Origin of the sequence: Polyangium sp. 15x6, assembly GCF_029960785.1 — a bacterium.
Classification (GTDB): Bacteria; Myxococcota_A; Polyangia; order Polyangiales; family Polyangiaceae; genus Polyangium.
In genome coordinates, this window is the sequence record NZ_JASBQE010000124.1 from 14428 (window position 1) to 32494 (window position 18067).

The 18067-nt window shown below is 69.8% G+C and carries 15 protein-coding genes; 9 read left to right on the forward strand and 6 right to left on the reverse strand.

The window, feature by feature from the left end; genetic code table 11:
• Positions 1-25 precede the first annotated feature (25 nt).
• From QHF83_RS46750 to QHF83_RS46775, 6 genes are read left to right on the forward strand one after another with little or no spacing between them, the layout of a single operon-like run.
• Complete coding sequence (locus QHF83_RS46750) at positions 26-1717, forward strand: FHA domain-containing protein (RefSeq protein ID WP_282424634.1); 1692 nt, start codon at positions 26-28, stop codon at positions 1715-1717.
• A 7-nt stretch (positions 1718-1724) separates the two neighbouring features.
• Positions 1725-3002, forward strand: coding sequence for a Stp1/IreP family PP2C-type Ser/Thr phosphatase (locus QHF83_RS46755; protein ID WP_282424635.1), 1278 nt, complete (start codon positions 1725-1727; stop codon positions 3000-3002).
• Between the two features lie 43 nt (positions 3003-3045).
• Positions 3046-4074, forward strand: coding sequence for a serine protease (locus QHF83_RS46760; RefSeq protein ID WP_282424636.1), 1029 nt, complete (start codon positions 3046-3048; stop codon positions 4072-4074).
• Positions 4071-5504 (forward strand): FHA domain-containing protein, encoded by a 1434-nt coding sequence (locus QHF83_RS46765; RefSeq protein ID WP_282424637.1) that lies wholly within the window; start codon positions 4071-4073, stop codon positions 5502-5504. The genes QHF83_RS46760 and QHF83_RS46765 overlap by 4 nt, the downstream gene beginning before the upstream one ends.
• A gap of 5 nt (positions 5505-5509) precedes the next feature.
• Positions 5510-7033 carry an ABC transporter permease gene (locus QHF83_RS46770; RefSeq protein WP_282424638.1) on the forward strand — a complete coding sequence of 508 codons (1524 nt, stop codon included), beginning with the start codon at positions 5510-5512 and terminating at the stop codon, positions 7031-7033.
• The gene (locus QHF83_RS46775; RefSeq protein WP_282424639.1) at positions 7030-8070 is read left to right on the forward strand and encodes an ABC transporter permease; all 1041 of its coding nucleotides are present in this window, start codon (positions 7030-7032) and stop codon (positions 8068-8070) included. The genes QHF83_RS46770 and QHF83_RS46775 overlap by 4 nt, the downstream gene beginning before the upstream one ends.
• Positions 8071-8246: 176 nt before the next feature.
• Here the strand turns inward: QHF83_RS46775 and QHF83_RS46780 are convergent, their stop codons facing one another.
• The 6 genes from QHF83_RS46780 to QHF83_RS46805 are packed head-to-tail and all read right to left on the reverse strand — an operon-like array spanning position 8247 to position 14341.
• On the reverse strand, positions 8247-8627 hold the full coding sequence (locus QHF83_RS46780) for a hypothetical protein (RefSeq protein WP_282424640.1): 381 nt from the start codon (positions 8625-8627) through the stop codon (positions 8247-8249).
• On the reverse strand, positions 8624-9115 hold the full coding sequence (locus QHF83_RS46785) for a hypothetical protein (protein WP_282424641.1): 492 nt from the start codon (positions 9113-9115) through the stop codon (positions 8624-8626). Before QHF83_RS46785 ends, QHF83_RS46780 begins: the two co-directional genes overlap by 4 nt.
• Positions 9116-9147: 32 nt before the next feature.
• Positions 9148-10947 carry a SpoIIE family protein phosphatase gene (locus tag QHF83_RS46790; RefSeq protein ID WP_282424642.1) on the reverse strand — a complete coding sequence of 600 codons (1800 nt, stop codon included), beginning with the start codon at positions 10945-10947 and terminating at the stop codon, positions 9148-9150.
• Positions 10944-12170, reverse strand: coding sequence for a multiheme c-type cytochrome (locus QHF83_RS46795; protein ID WP_282424648.1), 1227 nt, complete (start codon positions 12168-12170; stop codon positions 10944-10946). Before QHF83_RS46795 ends, QHF83_RS46790 begins: the two co-directional genes overlap by 4 nt.
• Entirely contained in the window at positions 12152-12850 is a 699-nt protein-coding gene (locus QHF83_RS46800) for a carboxypeptidase regulatory-like domain-containing protein (protein WP_282424643.1), read from the reverse strand. Before QHF83_RS46800 ends, QHF83_RS46795 begins: the two co-directional genes overlap by 19 nt.
• A 21-nt stretch (positions 12851-12871) precedes the next feature.
• Entirely contained in the window at positions 12872-14341 is a 1470-nt protein-coding gene (locus QHF83_RS46805; RefSeq protein ID WP_282424644.1) for a hypothetical protein, read from the reverse strand.
• Positions 14342-14493: 152 nt separating this feature from the next.
• Between QHF83_RS46805 and QHF83_RS46810 the strand changes: the two genes are divergently transcribed.
• From QHF83_RS46810 to QHF83_RS46820, 3 genes are all read left to right on the forward strand, one after another.
• Complete coding sequence (locus QHF83_RS46810) at positions 14494-15990, forward strand: ATP-binding protein (RefSeq protein ID WP_282424645.1); 1497 nt, start codon at positions 14494-14496, stop codon at positions 15988-15990.
• A 147-nt stretch (positions 15991-16137) separates the two neighbouring features.
• The gene (locus QHF83_RS46815) at positions 16138-16818 is read left to right on the forward strand and encodes a response regulator (protein WP_282424646.1); all 681 of its coding nucleotides are present in this window, start codon (positions 16138-16140) and stop codon (positions 16816-16818) included.
• Positions 16819-16942: 124 nt separating this feature from the next.
• The gene (locus QHF83_RS46820) at positions 16943-17926 is read left to right on the forward strand and encodes a bile acid:sodium symporter family protein (RefSeq protein ID WP_282424647.1); all 984 of its coding nucleotides are present in this window, start codon (positions 16943-16945) and stop codon (positions 17924-17926) included.
• Positions 17927-18067 lie beyond the last annotated feature (141 nt).

Here is an 18067-nt window from a genome sequence, read left to right on the forward strand (position 1 = left end):
TCGTGTCGAGCTTGCGCTCGGGCTCTTGACTCGAAAGCGCCTCCGCGGTCCTCTCGCGGCTGTGATCTGCGACGTCTGCGGTCGTGATAACGAGGGCAACCTGACGTTTTGCCTGGATTGCGGCAGGCGCCTCCGGACCCAGGGGCGCGGCGTCCCGCCCACGCCGCCCCACGGCATCGAGCGCGTCGAGCGCGCTGCCGTCGCCGAGGTCCGAAGCACGGACGACACGCCGAACTCCGCGCCCGCGATCGCCTCGAATCCCGCTCCCTCGGCGAACCCGACATCCGGTAGCCCGACGTCCGGCAGTCCGACGTCCGGTAGCCCAACGTCTGGCAGCCCGACGAGCGGCAGTCCGACGAGCGGCAGCTCGGCTTCGTCCCCGAAGCCCTCGGCGCCGCGCTCCAGGCCCGAAGCGCCCGCCCTCCAGTTCACCGTCTCGTTTGGTGCCGACGCGATCACGACGTGCCCGAGCTGTCGCTCGTCGAATCCGCCCGGCTATCGCTTCTGCGTGACGTGCGGCGCGTCGCTCGGGCGTCCCGCCGCAACCGCTGCGAGCGACGCCGCCGTCGTGCGGCGCGCGCCGGAGTCCCAGCCCGAGCCCGAGCCGATCTCCGCGCCCGTGGCCGCGCCGCCTGCGCCGTCTTCGCCGCTGCCCGCGGCTGCTCCCGCACAGCCTCCCGCGCCCGCGTCGATCGCGTCGACCCCCACGGCCCGGCCTGCGCTTCCTCGTGCGGTCGTCACGTCGAACCCGGAGAGCGCGCCGGCCACGACGCCCGACGATACGGGCGACAAGATCATCGGCGCGCCCGTCGTCGGCATCGCGACGGCCCGGACCGGGCCTCCGCGGCTCGTCCGTTGTGCTCGCTGCCACGGTCATTCCGCCGAGGGCATGCGCTTCTGCAAGTACTGCGGCGCGCCGCTCGACGAGGGGGAGAAGGCCGCCCGTACGGAGGCCGAGCCCTCGTTCGCCGAGCCCGTGACCGCGGGCCGGAGGGACGAGCGGCTCGCGTCCACCTTCGTGGCGCCCGCGCCCGTCGCGCCTTCGGTGACCCCGAGTGGTCGCGTCCAGACCGGCCGGCTCGTCGTGATCGTGGAGGATGGCAGCGAAGGCAAGTCGTTTCCGCTCGTGGACCGCCAGGTCGACGTGGGCCGGACCGAGGGAGACATCCTCCTGCCGGACGATCTGTACGTCTCCCCGCGGCATGCGCGCCTCCTGCCCCAGGGGGGTCACTGGATCCTCCGGAATCTTCATTCCACGAACGGGGTCTACCGGCGCATCCGGGAACCGCACGCCCTGAAAGACGGCGACTTGCTCCTCCTGGGCCTCGAAGTGTTACAGTTCGAAACCGTGAACGACGCGGAGCGAGGGCTCGGGCATGCAACCCAGCATGGGACCCTGTTGTTCGGGTCTCCCTCGACCCCACGGCGCGCACGGCTCTGTCAGCGGACGGTCGAGGGGGTGACCCGCGACGTGTACCATCTGTTCCGGGATGAAACGGTGATCGGTCGAGAGGTGGGAGACATCGTGTTCACGGCCGATCCGTTCCTGTCGAGGCGGCACGCCGTCCTTCGCAGGAGCTCGATGAGCGGCGAGTTCACGATCACGGATCTGGACTCTTCGAACGGCACCTACGTCGCGATCCGTTCCGACGTGACCCTCGACAACGGCGACTACCTACGCATCGGCCAGCACCTGTTCCGGGTGGACCTCTCGTAGTGAGCCCATGAGCGAACAAGCCTCCCGAGAGACGCAGCCCGACTCGAACCGCCCCGCGGACAGCGCCGAAGGTCTACCCGGCGAGCGCAAGCTGAAGAAGTCCGCTCCGATCAAGCTGCGCTTGTTCGGCCGCACGGACGTGGGCCAGGTACGCGAGCACAACGAGGACAACTTCATCGTCGCGGACCTGACGAAGGCGAGCCGCGGCCTGATGGAGACCGACCGCAACCAGGTCGTCGGCGAGCGCGGCGTGCTGCTCGGCGTCTGCGACGGCATGGGCGGAGCGGCCGCCGGCGAGGTCGCGAGTCAGCTCGCGGTCGACATCATCTTCCAGAAGATGATCTCGGGCGAGCCGCCGAAGGATCACGACGAGATCGCGGCCAGGCTCGTGCACTCGATCGAGTCGGCGGGCCTGCGCATCTTCAGCGAAGCGAAGCTCGATCGCACCCGGCGCGGCATGGGCACGACGTCCACCGTGTCGGCGCTCGTCGACGATCACCTCTTCATCGGCCAGGTCGGCGACAGCCGCGCGTACATCCTGCGTGGCGATCGGCTCGTGCAGGTCACGCGCGATCAGTCGCTCGTCAACCAGCTCATCGAGGCCGGTCAGCTCACCGAGGAGGAGGCCGAGACCTTCGAGCACAACAACATCATCCTGCAGGCGCTCGGCACCTCGGACAGCGTGCAGGTGGACCTCACGTTCGTCGAGCTCAAGCGCGGCGACACGCTGCTGCTCTGCTCCGACGGCCTCTCGGGCATGGTGCGCAACGAGGAGATCCGCGAGGTCCTGCGCACGATCGATGATCCCCTCGAGGTCTGTAAGACCCTGACGGATCGGGCGAACCAGGCAGGCGGTCACGACAACATCACGGTCGTCGTGTCGAAGTTCGAGGGCGAGGCGCTGCCCGAGCCGACGGAAGAGGACATTTCGGGGCTGCGCTACCGCAAGTACCAGCTCCCCGAGCCCCTGCCGCCGAGCTCGCTCAACGCCCCCGATCCGAGCCGCCGTGTCAAGGAGCTCGATCAGCCGAAGATCTCGGTGCCGCTCACGCCGCTGCCCTCGTCGTCCTCGTCGGAGGGGCACCGCCGGGAGAGCGACTCGGAGCGGCGGGAAGATCCCTCGAAGGACGGAGAGGGTCCATCTTCGTACGGGCCGCGTTCCCACGGCTCGGACGATCCGATTCACATCCCGACCGACGGCGCGCCGCAGTGGCTCATCGTGATGATGATCGCGAGCGCGCTCGCGTGTATCACGATCGCCGGGTACTACCTGCTCAAGCCCTAGCGTTCGGCTGGCGAAGCCCGCCCGCCAAAAATATACTCGCGGGATGCCGAGCGAGGTGCCGCGCGAGGCGATGGACGCGGACGGTCGTGTGGACGTCGCGACCGCGCAGCGCATCGTCGAGAACGCTGTCACGCGCGCCACGAGCGGGCCCGACAAGAGCGCGAGCATCATCGAGGCGAAGGTCGCCGAGGCGACGCGGCGAGGCGCGCGGCTGAACGCGCTGCTCGCCATCGGCGTGGCCGTGACGCTGGTCGCGCTCGTGGTGGCAGCCTTCGTCGTGTACCGATCGCAGCGCGCGGCGGCGATCCTGAAGGCCGAGGCGGGGCTCGACACGCGTCCAGCGGCCGCGCCCGTGGGCACGTTGCCGACGAAGGTGCTCTCGGGACGAGAGATCTACGAGCAGAACAAAGGCGCGCTCTACGTGCTCGCGTACACGCAGAACCGCCGCATCAGCGGCTGCTGCAGCGCGTTCGCGATCAACAAGACCCAGCTCGTGACGAACGCCCACTGCGTCACGTCGTGCGGAGCCCGCGGCGGAAAGCCCGTCGTCGTGCAGAACGAGTCGGCGGGGAAGGTGGAGCTCGAGGTCGTCGCGCAGCGCGCGCACCCGACCTACGACGCCAACTCGAAGCGCGCGGACACGCCCGACGTGGCGCTGCTCCGCGTGAAGGGGACGCTGCCCGTGGCCGTCACGCTGGCGAGCGACACGGAGCTCCGCGCGCTCGGCCCTGGCGACGACGTGTACGTGCTCGGCTTCCCCGGGCGCGTCATGGATCCGGTGAGCCCGTCACTGACGTTCCTGAGCGGGCACCTCGGCCGGATGATGGGCTTCGACGAGCAGGCCACGTCGGGGGACAAGGCCACGGTGATCCTGCACGACGCGGTCACGCGCGGCGGCAACAGCGGCAGCCCCATCTTCAACCAGTACGGACACGTCATCGGCGTCCACGCGGCCCACGTGGACGACGAGGAAAACATCTCCATCGACGGGAAGAAGACGACGATCGTGCAAGCCTCTCCATACCGCATCGGCATGCGGATCGATCTCGTCCGCGGGGTGCCCACGCCGTGAACCTCCGGATCGTGCACATCGCAGGGCAGAGGGCCGGGACGTTCCAACTCTTCGAACGCGACGTCGTGCGACTCGGTCGCTCGCCCGACAACGACGTCGTCTTCGACGCGAACCACGACCGCGAGGCGAGCGGCCATCACGCGGAGCTGCGTCGCGAGGGCGGCGCCTGGTACGTCCTGGATCTCGGCAGCCGCAATGGAACGTACGCGAACGGGCAGCGGATCCAGCAGCGGTACCCGCTCGCGCCGGGGACGGAGGTGAGCTTCGGCGCGAAGGGGCCGCGGATCCGGATCGAGCTCGTGCCCGCCGCCGCGCCGCCGCCGATGCCGCCGATGCCGATGCCGATGCCGGAGATGGCGCCCGTCGCCGCGCCGCCGCGCGTGCAGATCGCGCAGGCCGTGCAGCCGGCGCCGCCCGCGGGCGCGCGCGTCGGACAACGGACGATCGCGATGATGATCTCGCAGGCCGTCGCCGCTGCGAGCGGGCGCCAGAAGTTCGGCCGTACGGCGGAGCTCAACGCGATCGTCGAGGAGAAGGTCACGGCGGCGACGGCGTCGCAGCGAAGGACGGCGTACGCGCTCGGCGGGCTCCTCGTCGTCGCATTGCTCGCGCTCGGCGGGCTCATCTTCTGGAGCACGCGCTCGCAGGACGAGATCCAGCACCTGCGCGAGGAGCTCGCGCAGATGCCGCCCGAGGATCCGCGCCGCAAGGAGATCGAGGGGCGGCTCGGCAACCTGCACCCGTCGAACGCGAGCTTCGGTCGAAACCTCTACGACCGATCGAAGAAGGGCATCTTCATGCTCGCCTCGAAGGGCGAGGGCTTCTGCACGGCGTTCGCCGTGAGGCCCTCGATGCTCGCGACGAGCGCGCACTGCATCCAGGAGGCGAAGGCGAAGGGCTCGGTGGTCGCGCTGGAGAACGAGGGGCGCGGGCAGGCGCGCTTCGACGTGATCGAGATGCGCACGCATCCCGGTTATCGCCCGACCGATCAGGAGAGCATCACGCCCGACGTCGGTGTCGTGACCATCCGCGGTCGCTCGACCGTCGTGCTGGAGATCGCGACGAAGCAAGAGCTCTCGGCGATGGGCGCGGGCGACGATGTCTACCTCATCGGCTTCCCCGGCCGCTTGATGGACGCGACGAACCCTGCCGCGACCTTCCTCGCTGCGCACATCGGACGCGTCACGGGCGCGTCGGGCCGGCCCGCGGCATACCAGGACGCCTGGCTCGTGCAGCACGACGCCGCGACGACACGCGGCTCGAACGGCAGCCCCGTCTGGAGCGGCCAGGGCAAGGTGATCGCGGTGAACTCGGGCGGCTACCTCGAAGAGGGCGAGGAGAAGATCGCAGGTCGGAAGACGGAGGTCGTGAAGGCCTCGCCGTACAAGTTCGGCATGCGGATCGATCTCGTCGAGGCGCTCCTCAAGTAGTCACGATGCTCAGGCTGGCGATCCGCAGGCTGCTGCTCATTCTTCCGACGCTGATCGCCGTCTCGGTCGTCACGTTCCTGTTTCTCTCGTACGTCCCCGATCCGACGGACGATCCGGCGCTCGCCGTGTCCCCCTCCGAGCGGGCGCGCCTGCGCCGCGAGCGGTTCCTCGACTTGCCGCGCTTCGTGAACCTCGGGACGCGTGACGTCCGCGCGCGGTCGGCCGAGGCGATGCGCGCGATCGTCGACGGCGACACGGAGAAAAAAGCGCGTGGGCAGGAGGAGCTCGCGCGGCTCGGCGGCGCGGCGTTGCCGCATGTGCTGCCCGCGCTCGACTCGCTCGCGCCCGGGCCACGCGCCGAGGTCGCGCTCGCGCTCGCGCCCGTGGGCGAGCGGATGGGCTTTTCGGCGGAACGGCTCGCGGATCCGGCGCGCGCGGTCGCGTTCTGGACGCGGTTCTGGGACGACCGCGGCATCGAGTTCCGTCGCGCCTCCGTGCGCAGCGCGGTCCGCAGGCTCTCGCGTTACGGCAGCACCTCGCGCGCGGCCGAGCTGCGCGAGCTCGACACGTTCGTGCTGGAGGACGTGCTCGGCGCGCTCGAGCACCCGACCGACGCCGCCTCGTTCGAGCGAGCGCGGGCCCTCGTCGACATCGCCGCGTACGTCACGGGTCGCGACGATCGCATCTCGCCCGGCGACGACCACGAAACGGCCCGCGCCTGCGTCGAGCGGTGGGGCTCGTTCTGGATGGTCTACAAGAACGACTTCGTCACGCTCGACGGCCCCTCGCGGATCGCGGCCATCGTGCTGGAAACACGCTACGGCAAGTGGGCGCTCGGCGCCGTCACACGGCGGCTCGGCGTGGGCATCGACGGCGTGCCCGTCCTCGACGGCATCTTCCGACGCGCGCCCGTCACGCTGACGCTCGTTTTCGGCTCGATCGCGCTCGCGTACGCGGCGGCCCTGCCGATCGGTCTCGTCGGGGCGGCGTCGCGCGGGCGGCGTCGCGACGGCATCACGGCGGCCATCGTGCTCGTGCTGTACGCGATCCCCACGGCGTTCTTCGCGATCCTCGCGGCTCGCGGATACGACGGGCACGGGCTCATCTTGCCCACGGTCGTGCTCGCGCTCGGCCTCGTGGCCGCTCCGGCGCGTCAAGCGCGCGCGGGGCTCGCGTCGGCGTTCGCGCAGGATCACGTGCGGGCCTCGCTCGCGCGGGGGGCGAGCCGCGCGCGTGCGCTCATGGTCCACGCGCTCCCGGGCGCGCTCCTCCCGGTCGTCACGCTCGCCACGCTCGAAGCCCCGATGGCCCTCGGCGGCGCGTTCGTCGTCGAGCGCGTCTTCGGCCTCGAAGGCCTCGGCGCGGCCACGATCGTCGCCGTGCAGTCGCGCGACACGAGCTGGCTCATGGCCGTCTCGATCTTCACGGCCGCGACCGCGACGCTCGGGGTCATCATGACGGACCTCGTGTACACCGCGCTCGATCCTCGGCTCGCGCAGAGCATCCTGCGCCAGAGGCCACGCACATGAGCCACCGCGCGATCGTGCTCCGGCGCGTCGCCCACAGCCGCCGCGCGGGCATCGGCGCCGCGCTGCTCGGCTTGCTCGTGCTCATCGGCGTCTTCGCCGAGATCCTCGCCGCGCCCGCGCCGCTCCTCGCCGTCGGGCCGCGCGGCGTCGAGCTCCTTCCGGCGATCGTGCACGCCGAGCGGTACGAGCGCCTCTCCGAGGACGAGATCGCGCGGTCGTATGCGGACAGCTTCGCCGTCTGGCCCCTCGTGCGATCCGGCCCCAAGGAGCCGAGCGCCGCGGGCCCCTTCGCACCCTCGTCCCGCGTGCACCCGCTCGGCACCGACGAAAAAGGCCGCGACCTCTTCGCGCGCCTCGTCTACGGCGCGCGCACGGCTCTCGGCCTCTCGCTCGCCGCCGTCCTCGTGAGCGCGCTCCTCGGCGTCCTCCTCGGCGGCCTCTCGGGCATCCGCGGCGGCGCCTCGCGTGACGCCCTCGTGCGCCTCGTCGAGACCGTCGACACCTTCCCCGCCATCCTCGTCGTCGCGCTCGTGCGCGCCATCGAGCACGAACCCTCCGCGCTCTCGCTCGTCCTCGCGGTGGCCTTCGTACGCTGGGCCGAGGTCGCGCGCCTCGTGCATGCCGAGACCTTGCGTGGCGCCTCGGAAGATTACGCTCTCGCCGCGCGTGCCCTCGGCGCCTCGCGTGCGCGCATCTTCCTGCGCCACGTGCTCCCGAACGCGCTTGGCCCCGTCACCGTGAGCTCGGTGTTCGGCGTGGCGTCCGTCGTGCTCCTCGAAGCGGCGATCTCGTTCCTCGAGATGGGCGCGCCGACGTCGGCGGCGTCCTGGGGCGAGACGCTCGCGCAGGGCGCGCGAAACCCCGCGGCGCTGCGCCTCCTCGTCTTGCCGGTCTTCTTGCTGCTCGTGACCGTGGGCGGCTCGTACCTCGTCGCGGATGCGCTGCGCGACGCGATGGATCCGCGCGCCGCGCGAAAGCGACGGGCCGAAACGTACGGTTCGCTCGGGCCCTCCACGGACGAGCCGCACGCGTCCTGATGACGATACGTCACCATCCGTGATGGGCTTGCAACGCGTCGCGCACCCGACGTACGTTGAAAAAAGCCCGGTCTCCTTGGAAGGCTTGGGCTCGGCCCGGCGTGCTGACCAACCTCGCCGGGCCTCTTTTCATTTCAGCCCCAAGGATCTCGCCGGGGGAGCGAGCGCACGCGGCGTCACGACTCGACGCTGATGAGATCCACCGCGAAGCACCGGAGCGCGTGCAGGCTGCGGCGCTGCCAGTGCATCTCGGCGTTCGAGAGCAGCCGGATCTTGTACTCCTTGCTCCTTTCGAGCTCGCCGATCTCGCTGATCCAGGACACGAAGCTCTTGAAGCAAGACGAGTTCATGAACTCGAGGTTGCGGAAGTCCACCTGCACCTCGGCGACGCCGATCCGCAGCGCCTCGGCGTGCATGCGCGGCAGGAGCGAGTCCAGGCTGTCTTTCGCCGCCATGTCCGCGTTGCCCGAGAGGACGAGGACGAGCGAGCGACCCTCGGCGCGCACGTTCGCCGAGAAGTCGCGGAGCGAGACCGAGAGATCCGATGCCGCGCTCACGAGCTCCTCCGCGCGGCGACGGTCGTCTGCGCCAGGATCGTGACCCTGTCGTCCTCGATGGTGTAGCTCATCGTCATCTCTCCTTCGGCCTGCACGCGCACGAGGCCGAGCCCCGAGCCCACCTTTCGCTTGGCGGTGCGCGCCATCGCGATCTGGTAGTGGGCGAAGGGATCGTCGTACCGGCTCATCTCCTCGAAGATAGTGGCGAGCGCGGCGATGTGCTCGGCGTTCGCCCGGTTCACGAGCTGGATGGAGACCGTGCTCGCCGTGTCTCCGGGCTCGAACGTGATGGACAGAAACGTCGCGCCGTCGCTCCCGTACTTGACGGCGTTCTCCAGGAGCTCGTGGGTCGCGAGCGCGATCCGCGACACGGTGTCGCGGTCCTCGATCATCCGCTCGTAAAAATCGGTCACGAACCTCCGAACGATGGAGATGAGCTCGACGTTGGGCCGGAACGTCAGCTCGAATGAGGTCGGGGGTTCGGTCATCGTTCCTCTGTGGATCGGTAGCCCAATCTATCTCAGCCTTCGGCGCTCGTCTCGCTCGCTCGGAACCGCACGATGACGAGCGTCACGTCGTCCTCTTGCCCCTTGCCGTGTGAGAAGCGGGCCAGGTCTTCGAGGATCACGTCGCGGATCCGCTCCACGGGCTCGCCCGCGAGCGCCTCGATCTGCGCCGTGAGTCGGTCCATTCCATACATTTCGCCCGACGTGCTCCGCGCCTCGGTAACGCCGTCCGTATAGAGCACCATCACGTCGCCGTCTTCCAGGACGAGCTCGTCGTCCTGCACCGTGCGCGCGACGTCGCGCATCGCGCCGACCCACGGGCCGAGCGTGGGGATCGCCTCGATCTTCCTGGTGCTTGCGCGCAGGACGAGGATGTCCTCGTGCGCGCCTGCGAACACCACGCGGCCGCTCCGGTGGTAGCGCATCACCGTGAGCGTAACGTGCTCGTCGTTCCGCAGGCGGTTGCGGATGTTGTCGTAGAGCACGAGGTTCAGCACGCGCACGAGGTCCTTCGGCCGCGCCGATGGATCCTCCCGGCCGAGCGCCGCGAGCGCGCTCTGCACCATCAGCATCACGAGCCCCGATTGCAGCCCGTGCCCCGCCACGTCGCCGATCGCGAGGATGCCCCCGCCCTCCACGGGGAAGACGTCGTAGTAGTCGCCGCCGACCTCGCTCGCCGGGATCATCCGCGCCGCCACTTCGAGCCCCGGCACGTCGAGGCGCCGCGGCAGGATCGACGTCTGGATCCGCGCGCTGATCTCGAGCTCTTTTTCGAGCCGCTCCTTCGCCGCCATCTGCTCGCGTGACTCCGCGAGCTCGCGCGCCATCCGGTTCATCGCGTCGCCGAGCGCGCGGAGCTCCGTCGGGCCTGCCACGGTCGCCTGCGCGTCGAGCTTTCCGCGCGACACGTCGCCCACGAACGCCATGAGCCCGTCGAGCGGGCGCGAGAGCCTGCGCGAGAGAACGATCGCGAGCGCCGCCGCCGCCGCGAGCGCGACGAGCGCGATGAGCGCCACGCGCGCCTCGAGCTCGCGCGACGGCGCGAGCGCGCGATCGAGCGAGCGCGCGAGGTGAACGGTGCGCGCCCCGCCTGCGGCCGTATCCAGCGTCCGCGACGTCGACAGATATGGCCCGCCCTCGCGCGCGGAGGACGCCGTCACCATCTGGAGCACCTCGCTCGGCGCCTCCGTCCCGTCTTCGAGCTTCGAATGCGCCACCACCGTGGCTCCATCCGTCACCACCACGAGGCTCCCCGTCTGGAGACGCACCTCCTCGACGAGCGCATGGTCGAGCTTGAAGCCGAGCACCAGCACGCCGACCGTCTCGGTCCCGAACGCGAGCCGCCGCGCGACCACCTCGTAGAGCTTCCCCTCGTTCGTCCAGAGCCCGGACTTCTCGCCGTCGCGCAGCGCGCCCGCGATGATCGGATCCTTCGACATGTCGAAGCCCGACGCCTTCGGATCGGCCACGTCCGCGAGCAGGATCCCCGTCCCGTCCGTCATCAGGAACAGCTCGCTCTTCACGGCTTTGTAGAGCTCGTCGGCCACGCCGTGGACCGTCTCCGGCGACACGTCTTCCGTCGCCACCACGGCCTTGACCCGCGGCTCTTCCGCCACCACGTGCGCCTTCGCTGCGTGCGCGCGCAGCCGCTCTTTGCGGTGCGCCTCGAAGACCCGCGCGCTCCGTTCGAGCGCCTCTCCGAGCTCCACCCGCGCGCGCCGCTCCAGCACGATCGCCGCGCTCCCCGCCGTGGCCACCGTGATCGCCGCGATGAGCAGCACGATCCAGAGGAGCAACGTGCTGCGAAACTTCATGGCCGCACCACCACCGTCTTCGGCAGGTGCTCGCGCCCCTTGCCGCTTCGCTTTCCGCCGAACGGGATCTCGATCTTCCCCATCGAACGCTCCTCCGCGGGCACGCCGAGCGCCTCCGAGAGCGCTGGCGACGCCGAGCGCCACACCACCTCGATCACGAGCGATCCCGATTGCGGCGCGTCGAGCTCGAACGCGAACGTGCGCGCCTCGCCCGGCGCGATCCGGTCATCGCTCTTCTCTGCCCGCGCGAGATAAAACGGCACCTCACGCCCCGCCTCGTCCACGAGCACCCGCCCGAGCGTGCGCTCCTCGCGCGCCTGCGTTTGCCCCTTGTCGTCGAGCGCCTGCACGCGCACCGCGACCTGCCTCCCGGCCACCCCCGACGGCACCGCGTGCCCTGCGCCTTCGTTCTTCAGCACCACGGACACAGCGATCTTACCTGCGTGGTCCGCCGCCGACGCCACGATCCCGAGCGCCTTGCGCACGAGCTCGCCCTTCTCGCCCATGAACCCGTGGTGCGCCACGCGCACCTTCCGCTCCGTGCCCGTCGCCGCGTGGGTCACCTCCGCCGGCATGTGGCACTCCTGGCAGGCCGTGCCCGAGACCGCGAAGCTCGACGCGCGCCACTCGGTGAACTCGGTGATGATCGGCAAGCTCTTGCCGTCCGCGAGCGGCATCGAGAACGCGTGACAGCCTCCGCAGACGCGCGCGTCGCGGAACGCGGGCGCGCAGCCCACCTTGTGGAAGTAGTTGTCCTTCGCGTCGCAGTACGGGCCGAATTTGCGATTTCCTTCGAGGTCAAACGTATAACGCGGCTCGGCCGCGTCCTGCCCGACGTCGCGGATCGCGTGGCACGCCTCGCACGTCACGCCCTCGTCGACCGCCCGCGCCGCCGGATCCGTGAGCCCCGCGAGCGGCGCGTGGCACACCTCGCACACGGGGCTCTTCGAGCGATCCCGCATCGCGACGTAGAGCGGCGCGTGCCGCGCGCGCGCGTGCGCCGACGTCTTCCACTCCGCGTGGAGCATGCCGTGGCAGTCGCCGCATCGATCGGCGGGGAACGCGTGGGCGCGCGGTTTTTCGAACGAAGGTTTGTCCGAGGACGGGGACGGGGACGCGGACGCTCCGAGGTTCGCCTCCGCGCGCGGTGCTCCTTCCCGCGGCGCTCTGGGATCGCAGCCGAACGTGAACGCGAGGAGCGCCGTTACTTGTAGCGGCCGTATGGCGTCCCGTCCTTTCTCAGGTGTCGCTTCGGCGCCGCGCCTTCCGCGAGCGTCGGCTTGAACGACGCCGTCCCGCCCGCTGCCACCGTCACCTCGCCCCGCACCTCCGGCCCGTGCGCGTGCCACGCCACGACCGGGTAGGTCCCCACCGGCACGTTCTTGATCTGGAACGATCCATCCGCGCCCGTCACGGCGTAGAAGCCGTTGTCGAGCACCTTGATCTTCGTGACCATGTGCGGGTGGATGTTGCAGTAGACGTCCACCACGCCGGCCTCGCGGAACGTGACGGACTTGCTCTCGCCGCTCTTGTAGAGCCCGAGATCGAAGCGCGCGGCCTTCGAGACCGAAAACACGTTGTGGAAGACCTTGTCGTCGTTCGGGAACTCGACGGTCGTTCCTTTCACGATGACCATCAGCCCCGGCGTGAACGTGAGGTTCTTCTGGCGAATCTCACGCTTGCCGGACGGCGCCGCCGGGCCGGGCACGTTCTCCAGGTAGATCACGATGCCCGATCGATCGGCCTTCGGCGCGTCGTCCACGAGGACCGTGACCACGCCCGAGACCTGGCCCACGGCCGGCGCCTCGGCGCGGCTCACGCGCGGGGAGAAAGAGACGGTGAGCGGGATCGTCACCACGCCGAGGGGGATCAGGAGGCCTAGGAGGCGAGACCAGAGACGCATGCGCCATTCTCCTCGGGAGCGTCAGTATTTCAGGAGCATCGAGCTCGTGAACACGTCGTTCGGAAACTGGGGGGCGCGGCCCAGCTCGCGGTTCAGATTGTACTCGGCCTTCAGGATGAGATGGGTCCCGAGCTCCATCCGCACCCCGGCCGTCGCGCGCAGGACCTGGGACTGGTAGACGAAGCTCACGCCGCTTCGATGTACCGCGTCCCGCGCGTCGACACGGGCATACGGCATGAGCCAGTTCAGCACCCGATACCCCACGAGCGCATAACCGCCGCGATACCGGAGGCAGGGCGCGAGGCCACATTTCGTGTCCCCCGTCGCGCTCTTCCCATCGATGACGCCCTGCATGACCTCGGCCGTTACCTCCAGATCGCGCCAATCGAGGTGCAGGTCCACGCCGACGTGCGTGTGCAGCGCGTCCTCGGCGCTTTGCAGGTCCTGCGCGCCGATCGAGCCCGAGAGCCCGACCTCGAGCCCGGCCCCGAGCGGCGCGCGCGAGGCGATCCGGCCCGCCACGGTCTTCCAGTCGTTTCGATCGATCTCGCCGTGAAATGGGAACGTCTCGGCCCCGTGGCTGCCGTTCGTCACGGCCACGTTCAGGATCATCGCGCCGTCCCAGAATTTCCCGCGCGCCTTCAGCCCGAGCGGCGATCCGCACGTGTATCGGCAGAGCAAGGACGGCGTCACGGTGAGCCTGTCGGGCGCCTCGCGGTTTCGGTACTCCCAGCCGAGCACCGAATCGAACTTCCCGGCATAGAGGCTGAGCTCGAAGCGCTCGATCGGGACGAGGTACTCGGCGTACGCCAGCTTGACGTCGATGAAATCGCCGAGCGCCCGATCCCCGGGCGCCGAGACGTCCCGCGCCCGCGGCGCGAAGTCGATCGAGGCCGTCAGCGTGAGGTCCTCGCGCGGCGCCGCGAAGAGCTGCATGTTGAGCGCGTTCACCGCGAACGACGATTTTCCGCCGCTATCGATGGCGTCGAACGTGAGCGCCCGTGATTCGCCCGTGTCGGCCGGCTCGCCGCGCGCGTTCACCATCGTCGAGAGCGGGTCCCCATAAAAGACCCACGACGCCGGGATGTCGCCCTCGTACTCCGGGAAATACCGGTATCCGCGGTCGCTCCGTATCCCGGAGCCGTTACCCGTGGCCCTGAAAAACCCGAAGTCGAGGTAGCCGCCGAGCTTGTTCACGATGGGCAAGAGCCTCGTGATCTGCTGATCGAAGTAGCTCGCGTCGTCCTCGAGCTTCGCGATTTTCTCGCGCGCGGCCTCGTTCTGCTTTGCCGCGCGCTCGAGCTCCGCCACGCGCTCGCGCATGCGGCGGTTCTCCTCTTCGAGCGCCCGCAGCCGCGCTTCGACCCGCTCCGCGGCCGTAGGTTCACGCGCGTTCGTCGCGGTGTTCCCATCCCCGTCGGTAGCCCGCGCAACACGAGGCACGATTCCGACGACGGACAGGAAGAGCACGATCTCGAGCGGCTTCCTCATGTCCCGATGCGACCCTACAGGGACCGAACGGCCCCGTCGAGCGTTGATTGCGCTCCCGCTTCTCTCTTTGCTTCGGGTATGATGCCTCCCGTCCAGGGGGCGCCATTGTTGTCCGAACCCGTGAGCGATCCTGCCGTGCGGCGAGGGGCGACTTGAGCCCGAGTGCGCTTCCCAGCGAGCTCCTCGCGCGTTTCCGCGGCGTGGCGCTCGAACGGCTCGACCGCGTCGAGGCCGATTGGGGCCGCTTCATGCACGGCGACGGCGGGCCCGAGGTCGCCGCCGTGATGCAGCAGGAGCTGCACACGCTGAAGGGCGAGGCCCGGATGATGCACTTCGGCGGGCTCGCCACCCTCTGCCACGCGCTCGAAGGCCTCGTCGCGGCCGTGGCGAGGCGCGGCCGGCGCGTGCCCGAGGAGGTCGACCTCGTCGTGACCATGGCCATCCGGTTCATGGTCGTGATGATCCGCAAGAAGGACGCGGCCTCGAGCGCGGGGATGGACGTCGACGGGTTCGTGCAGCAGATCGAAGAGGTCCTCGCCGAGGTCTCGGCCGACGAGCCCCAAACCCCCGCGCCCGTCCCCGAGTCCCGCAGCGTCCCGGTCGACGTGCGCGATCGCGTGTCGATGGCCACGCAGCAGCGCCTCGCGGCCCTCGCGGTGCGGGTCTTTCTGGAGCACGTCGCGGCCGGGCGCGCGCGCGGGCGGCTCGGCGACGTGGTCCGCGCGCTCTCCGAGGAGGTCACCTCGCTCTCGGCCGTCTCCCTCGCGCCGCGGCTCGCGCCCCACGAAGCGGGGGTGCGTGGCCTCGCCGAGAGCCTCGGCAAGGAGGTCCGCGTGGCCTTCGACGTGGGCGACGTGCGCGTCCGCGCCGAGGTCGCCGAGTCCGTCGAGGTCGTCCTGCTCCACTCCCTGCGCAACGCGGTGGATCACGGCATCGAGCGGCCCGAGGCCCGCCGCGCCGCGGGCAAGGCGCCCGTCGCGTCGGTCCACGTCTCGGCGCGGCAGAAGGGCGGCGAGATCGAGATCACGGTCGAGGACGACGGCGCGGGCGTGAACCTCGAGGCGGTGCGGAGGCGCGCGATCGACCTCGGCATCTCCACGCCCGAGATCGCCCTGCGCGCGCCGGACGACGAGCTCACGGAGCTGCTCTTTCGCCCGGGGCTTTCCACGCGCACCGAGGTCACGGACGTCTCGGGCCGCGGCATCGGCCTCGACGCGGCGCGCGCCGCCATCCAGCGCGTCGGCGGCTGTATCTCCATCACCACGCGCCGCGGCCAGGGCACGCTCCTCCAGCTCCGCGTCCCCCAGGCGAGCCACCTGCTCCCCGTCGTGTGTTTTCCCGCGCGGGGCGCCGACCTCGTCCTCGCCGTGGCGGCCGGCCCCGGCGTCCGCGTCGTGCCCGCCGAAGGTGGCATGCCGGCCCTCGATCCGGTGGAATACTTCGATATGGCGCCACCGGGCGGCGCGCGGAGCGGCGAGGGCGTGCGGATCGAGGTCCGACGCGGGGAGGCACGCTTCACGTTGCGGGCCGGCGGCGCGCCTTACGCGGCCGTGGCCACGCGCCTTTGTCCGACCGCCGACGATTGCCCTGCCGAGATCGTGACCGTCGACGGGGCCGAGGTCTTGCTCGTGCGGCCCGAGGTATTCTGACTCCGTCCATACCCGGTTTTTCCGCTGCCCGCGCGAATCGTGCCCTGGGTTTACGTCCTTCTTGCCGTGGCAACGGCTCCTCGATACCATGCCGGCAATGGCCCCAGCATGACGCTCGGGCAGAACCACCTCCCGCGAGAGGCATCCATGAGCGCGAGCGCGACGAAGCGGCGGATTCTCGTGGTCGACGACAGCGAGATTTGCCGTGAGCTGGTCAAGCTGCTCCTGCAATCTCGCGGCTTCGATGTGATCACGCTCGACTCGCCGTTCGGCTTCGGCGCGGCCGTGGCGCGCGAGCAGCCGGATCTCGTGCTCGTGGACGTCAACATGCCGGCGCTCCACGGGGGCAAGCTGGTCGAGGTGGCGCTCCAGAAGGGCATCCTCTCGTGCCCCATCGTTTTTCACTCCGACCGGCCGGCGCGGGAGCTCCAGAGCCTCGTTTTGAGCACGGGCGCCTCGGGGTTCATCCCGAAGACGAACGACGGCGACGAGCTCGTCTCGCGCATCGAAGAGTATCTGAATGGCACGTGGCAGAAGCGCGACCGCGCCCCGGAGAGCATCCGGCCGAGCACGGCGCCTCCGGGCCCGCGCACCGACGTGCCGCCGCGCGTGACGCGCCCCTCGGAGGTGCCGCCCCTCTCCGGCTCCACGTCCCAGTCGCTCCCGCCCTTGTCCGCCGCCGCGCTCTCGGCCCGTACCTCGGACGCCGCGCCCTTGTCGCAGCGCAGCTTCGACGCGGCGCCTCACTCGCAACGATCGCCGGACGCGGCGCCCCACTCGCAGCGGACGATCACCTCGTCCACGGGCTGGGTGCGCGGGAAATTCTGACGCGTTTTTCGGAAGTCCTCGGCTCCTGCGATTCGAGGGTTTGCTTTCGCCTGGCCGCGCCGCGCGCTAAGGAAGCGCGGGTCCGACCGTGCTCGGTCGAGCCCCTCGCGCCGGATCCTCCTCCATGACCATCCGCGGCTTCACGATAGACGGTTTTCTCCTCGCGCTCGTCGCCGTCGTGGCGCTCGCGATCGTGATGCCCGGGCCCGGCTCGACGGGCGGCCTCCTGCACATGAACGAGGTCTCGACCTACGGCATCGCCGTCGTCTTCTTTCTCTACGGCCTGACGCTCGCGCCGGAAAAGATGAAAGCCGGCATCAGGCATTGGCGGCTGCATCTCTGCGTCCAGCTCTGCACCTTCCTGCTGTTCCCGGCGGTGGTGCTGCTGTTCGGCACGCCGCTGAAGAGCTTCATGCCGCAGGAAGTCTGGATCGGCTTCTTCTATACCGCGGCGCTCCCCTCGACCGTCTCCTCCTCGGTCGCGATGACCTCGCTCGCGCATGGCAACGTGCCGGCCGCGATCTTCAACGCCACCCTGTCGAGCCTGATCGGTGTCTTCGCGACGCCGCTGCTGATGGCCTGGTTCCTGTCGACGGCCGGCGTGGCGATGCCGCTCGGGCCGGTGATCGGCAAGGTCGTCCTGCTCGTGCTGCTGCCGATCGTCATCGGTCAGGTGGCGCGCCATTGGCTCGCTGCCTGGGCGCAGCGCAATGAAAAGCAGATCAAGCTGGCCGACCGGGCAATCATCCTCGCGATCGTCTACAACTCGTTCTCCGATTCGATCGTCGAGGGCGTCTGGCAGGGCCATGACGCCCTGCGAATCGTGGGGATCCTCATCGGCGTCGTCGCGCTGTTCTTCCTCATCTACGGGCTCATGTCGATTCCCTGCCGCCTGCTCGGCTTCGACCGGCCGGACACGATCGCCTGCCTCTTCTGCGCATCGAAGAAATCGCTCGCCACCGGCGTGCCCCTCGCGCCGCTCATCTTCGGCGCCAACCCGGCGCTCGGCCTGATCATCGCGCCGATCATGCTCTACCACTTCTGCCAGCTCGTGATCGTCAGCGTCATCGCGAACCGCAGCGCGCGCCTCACCCTGGCGACAGCCTGAGTTTCTTGTTGGGACCGCTGCGCTGGGGCGTTGCCCCAGGCCCCAGCAGGGGCTGTCCGCCCCTGCACCCGGACCAGCCAGGGGCTGGACCCAGGACGATGAACTGCGCGATGCGCAGTTCATCGCACAGGCCCGGTCGAG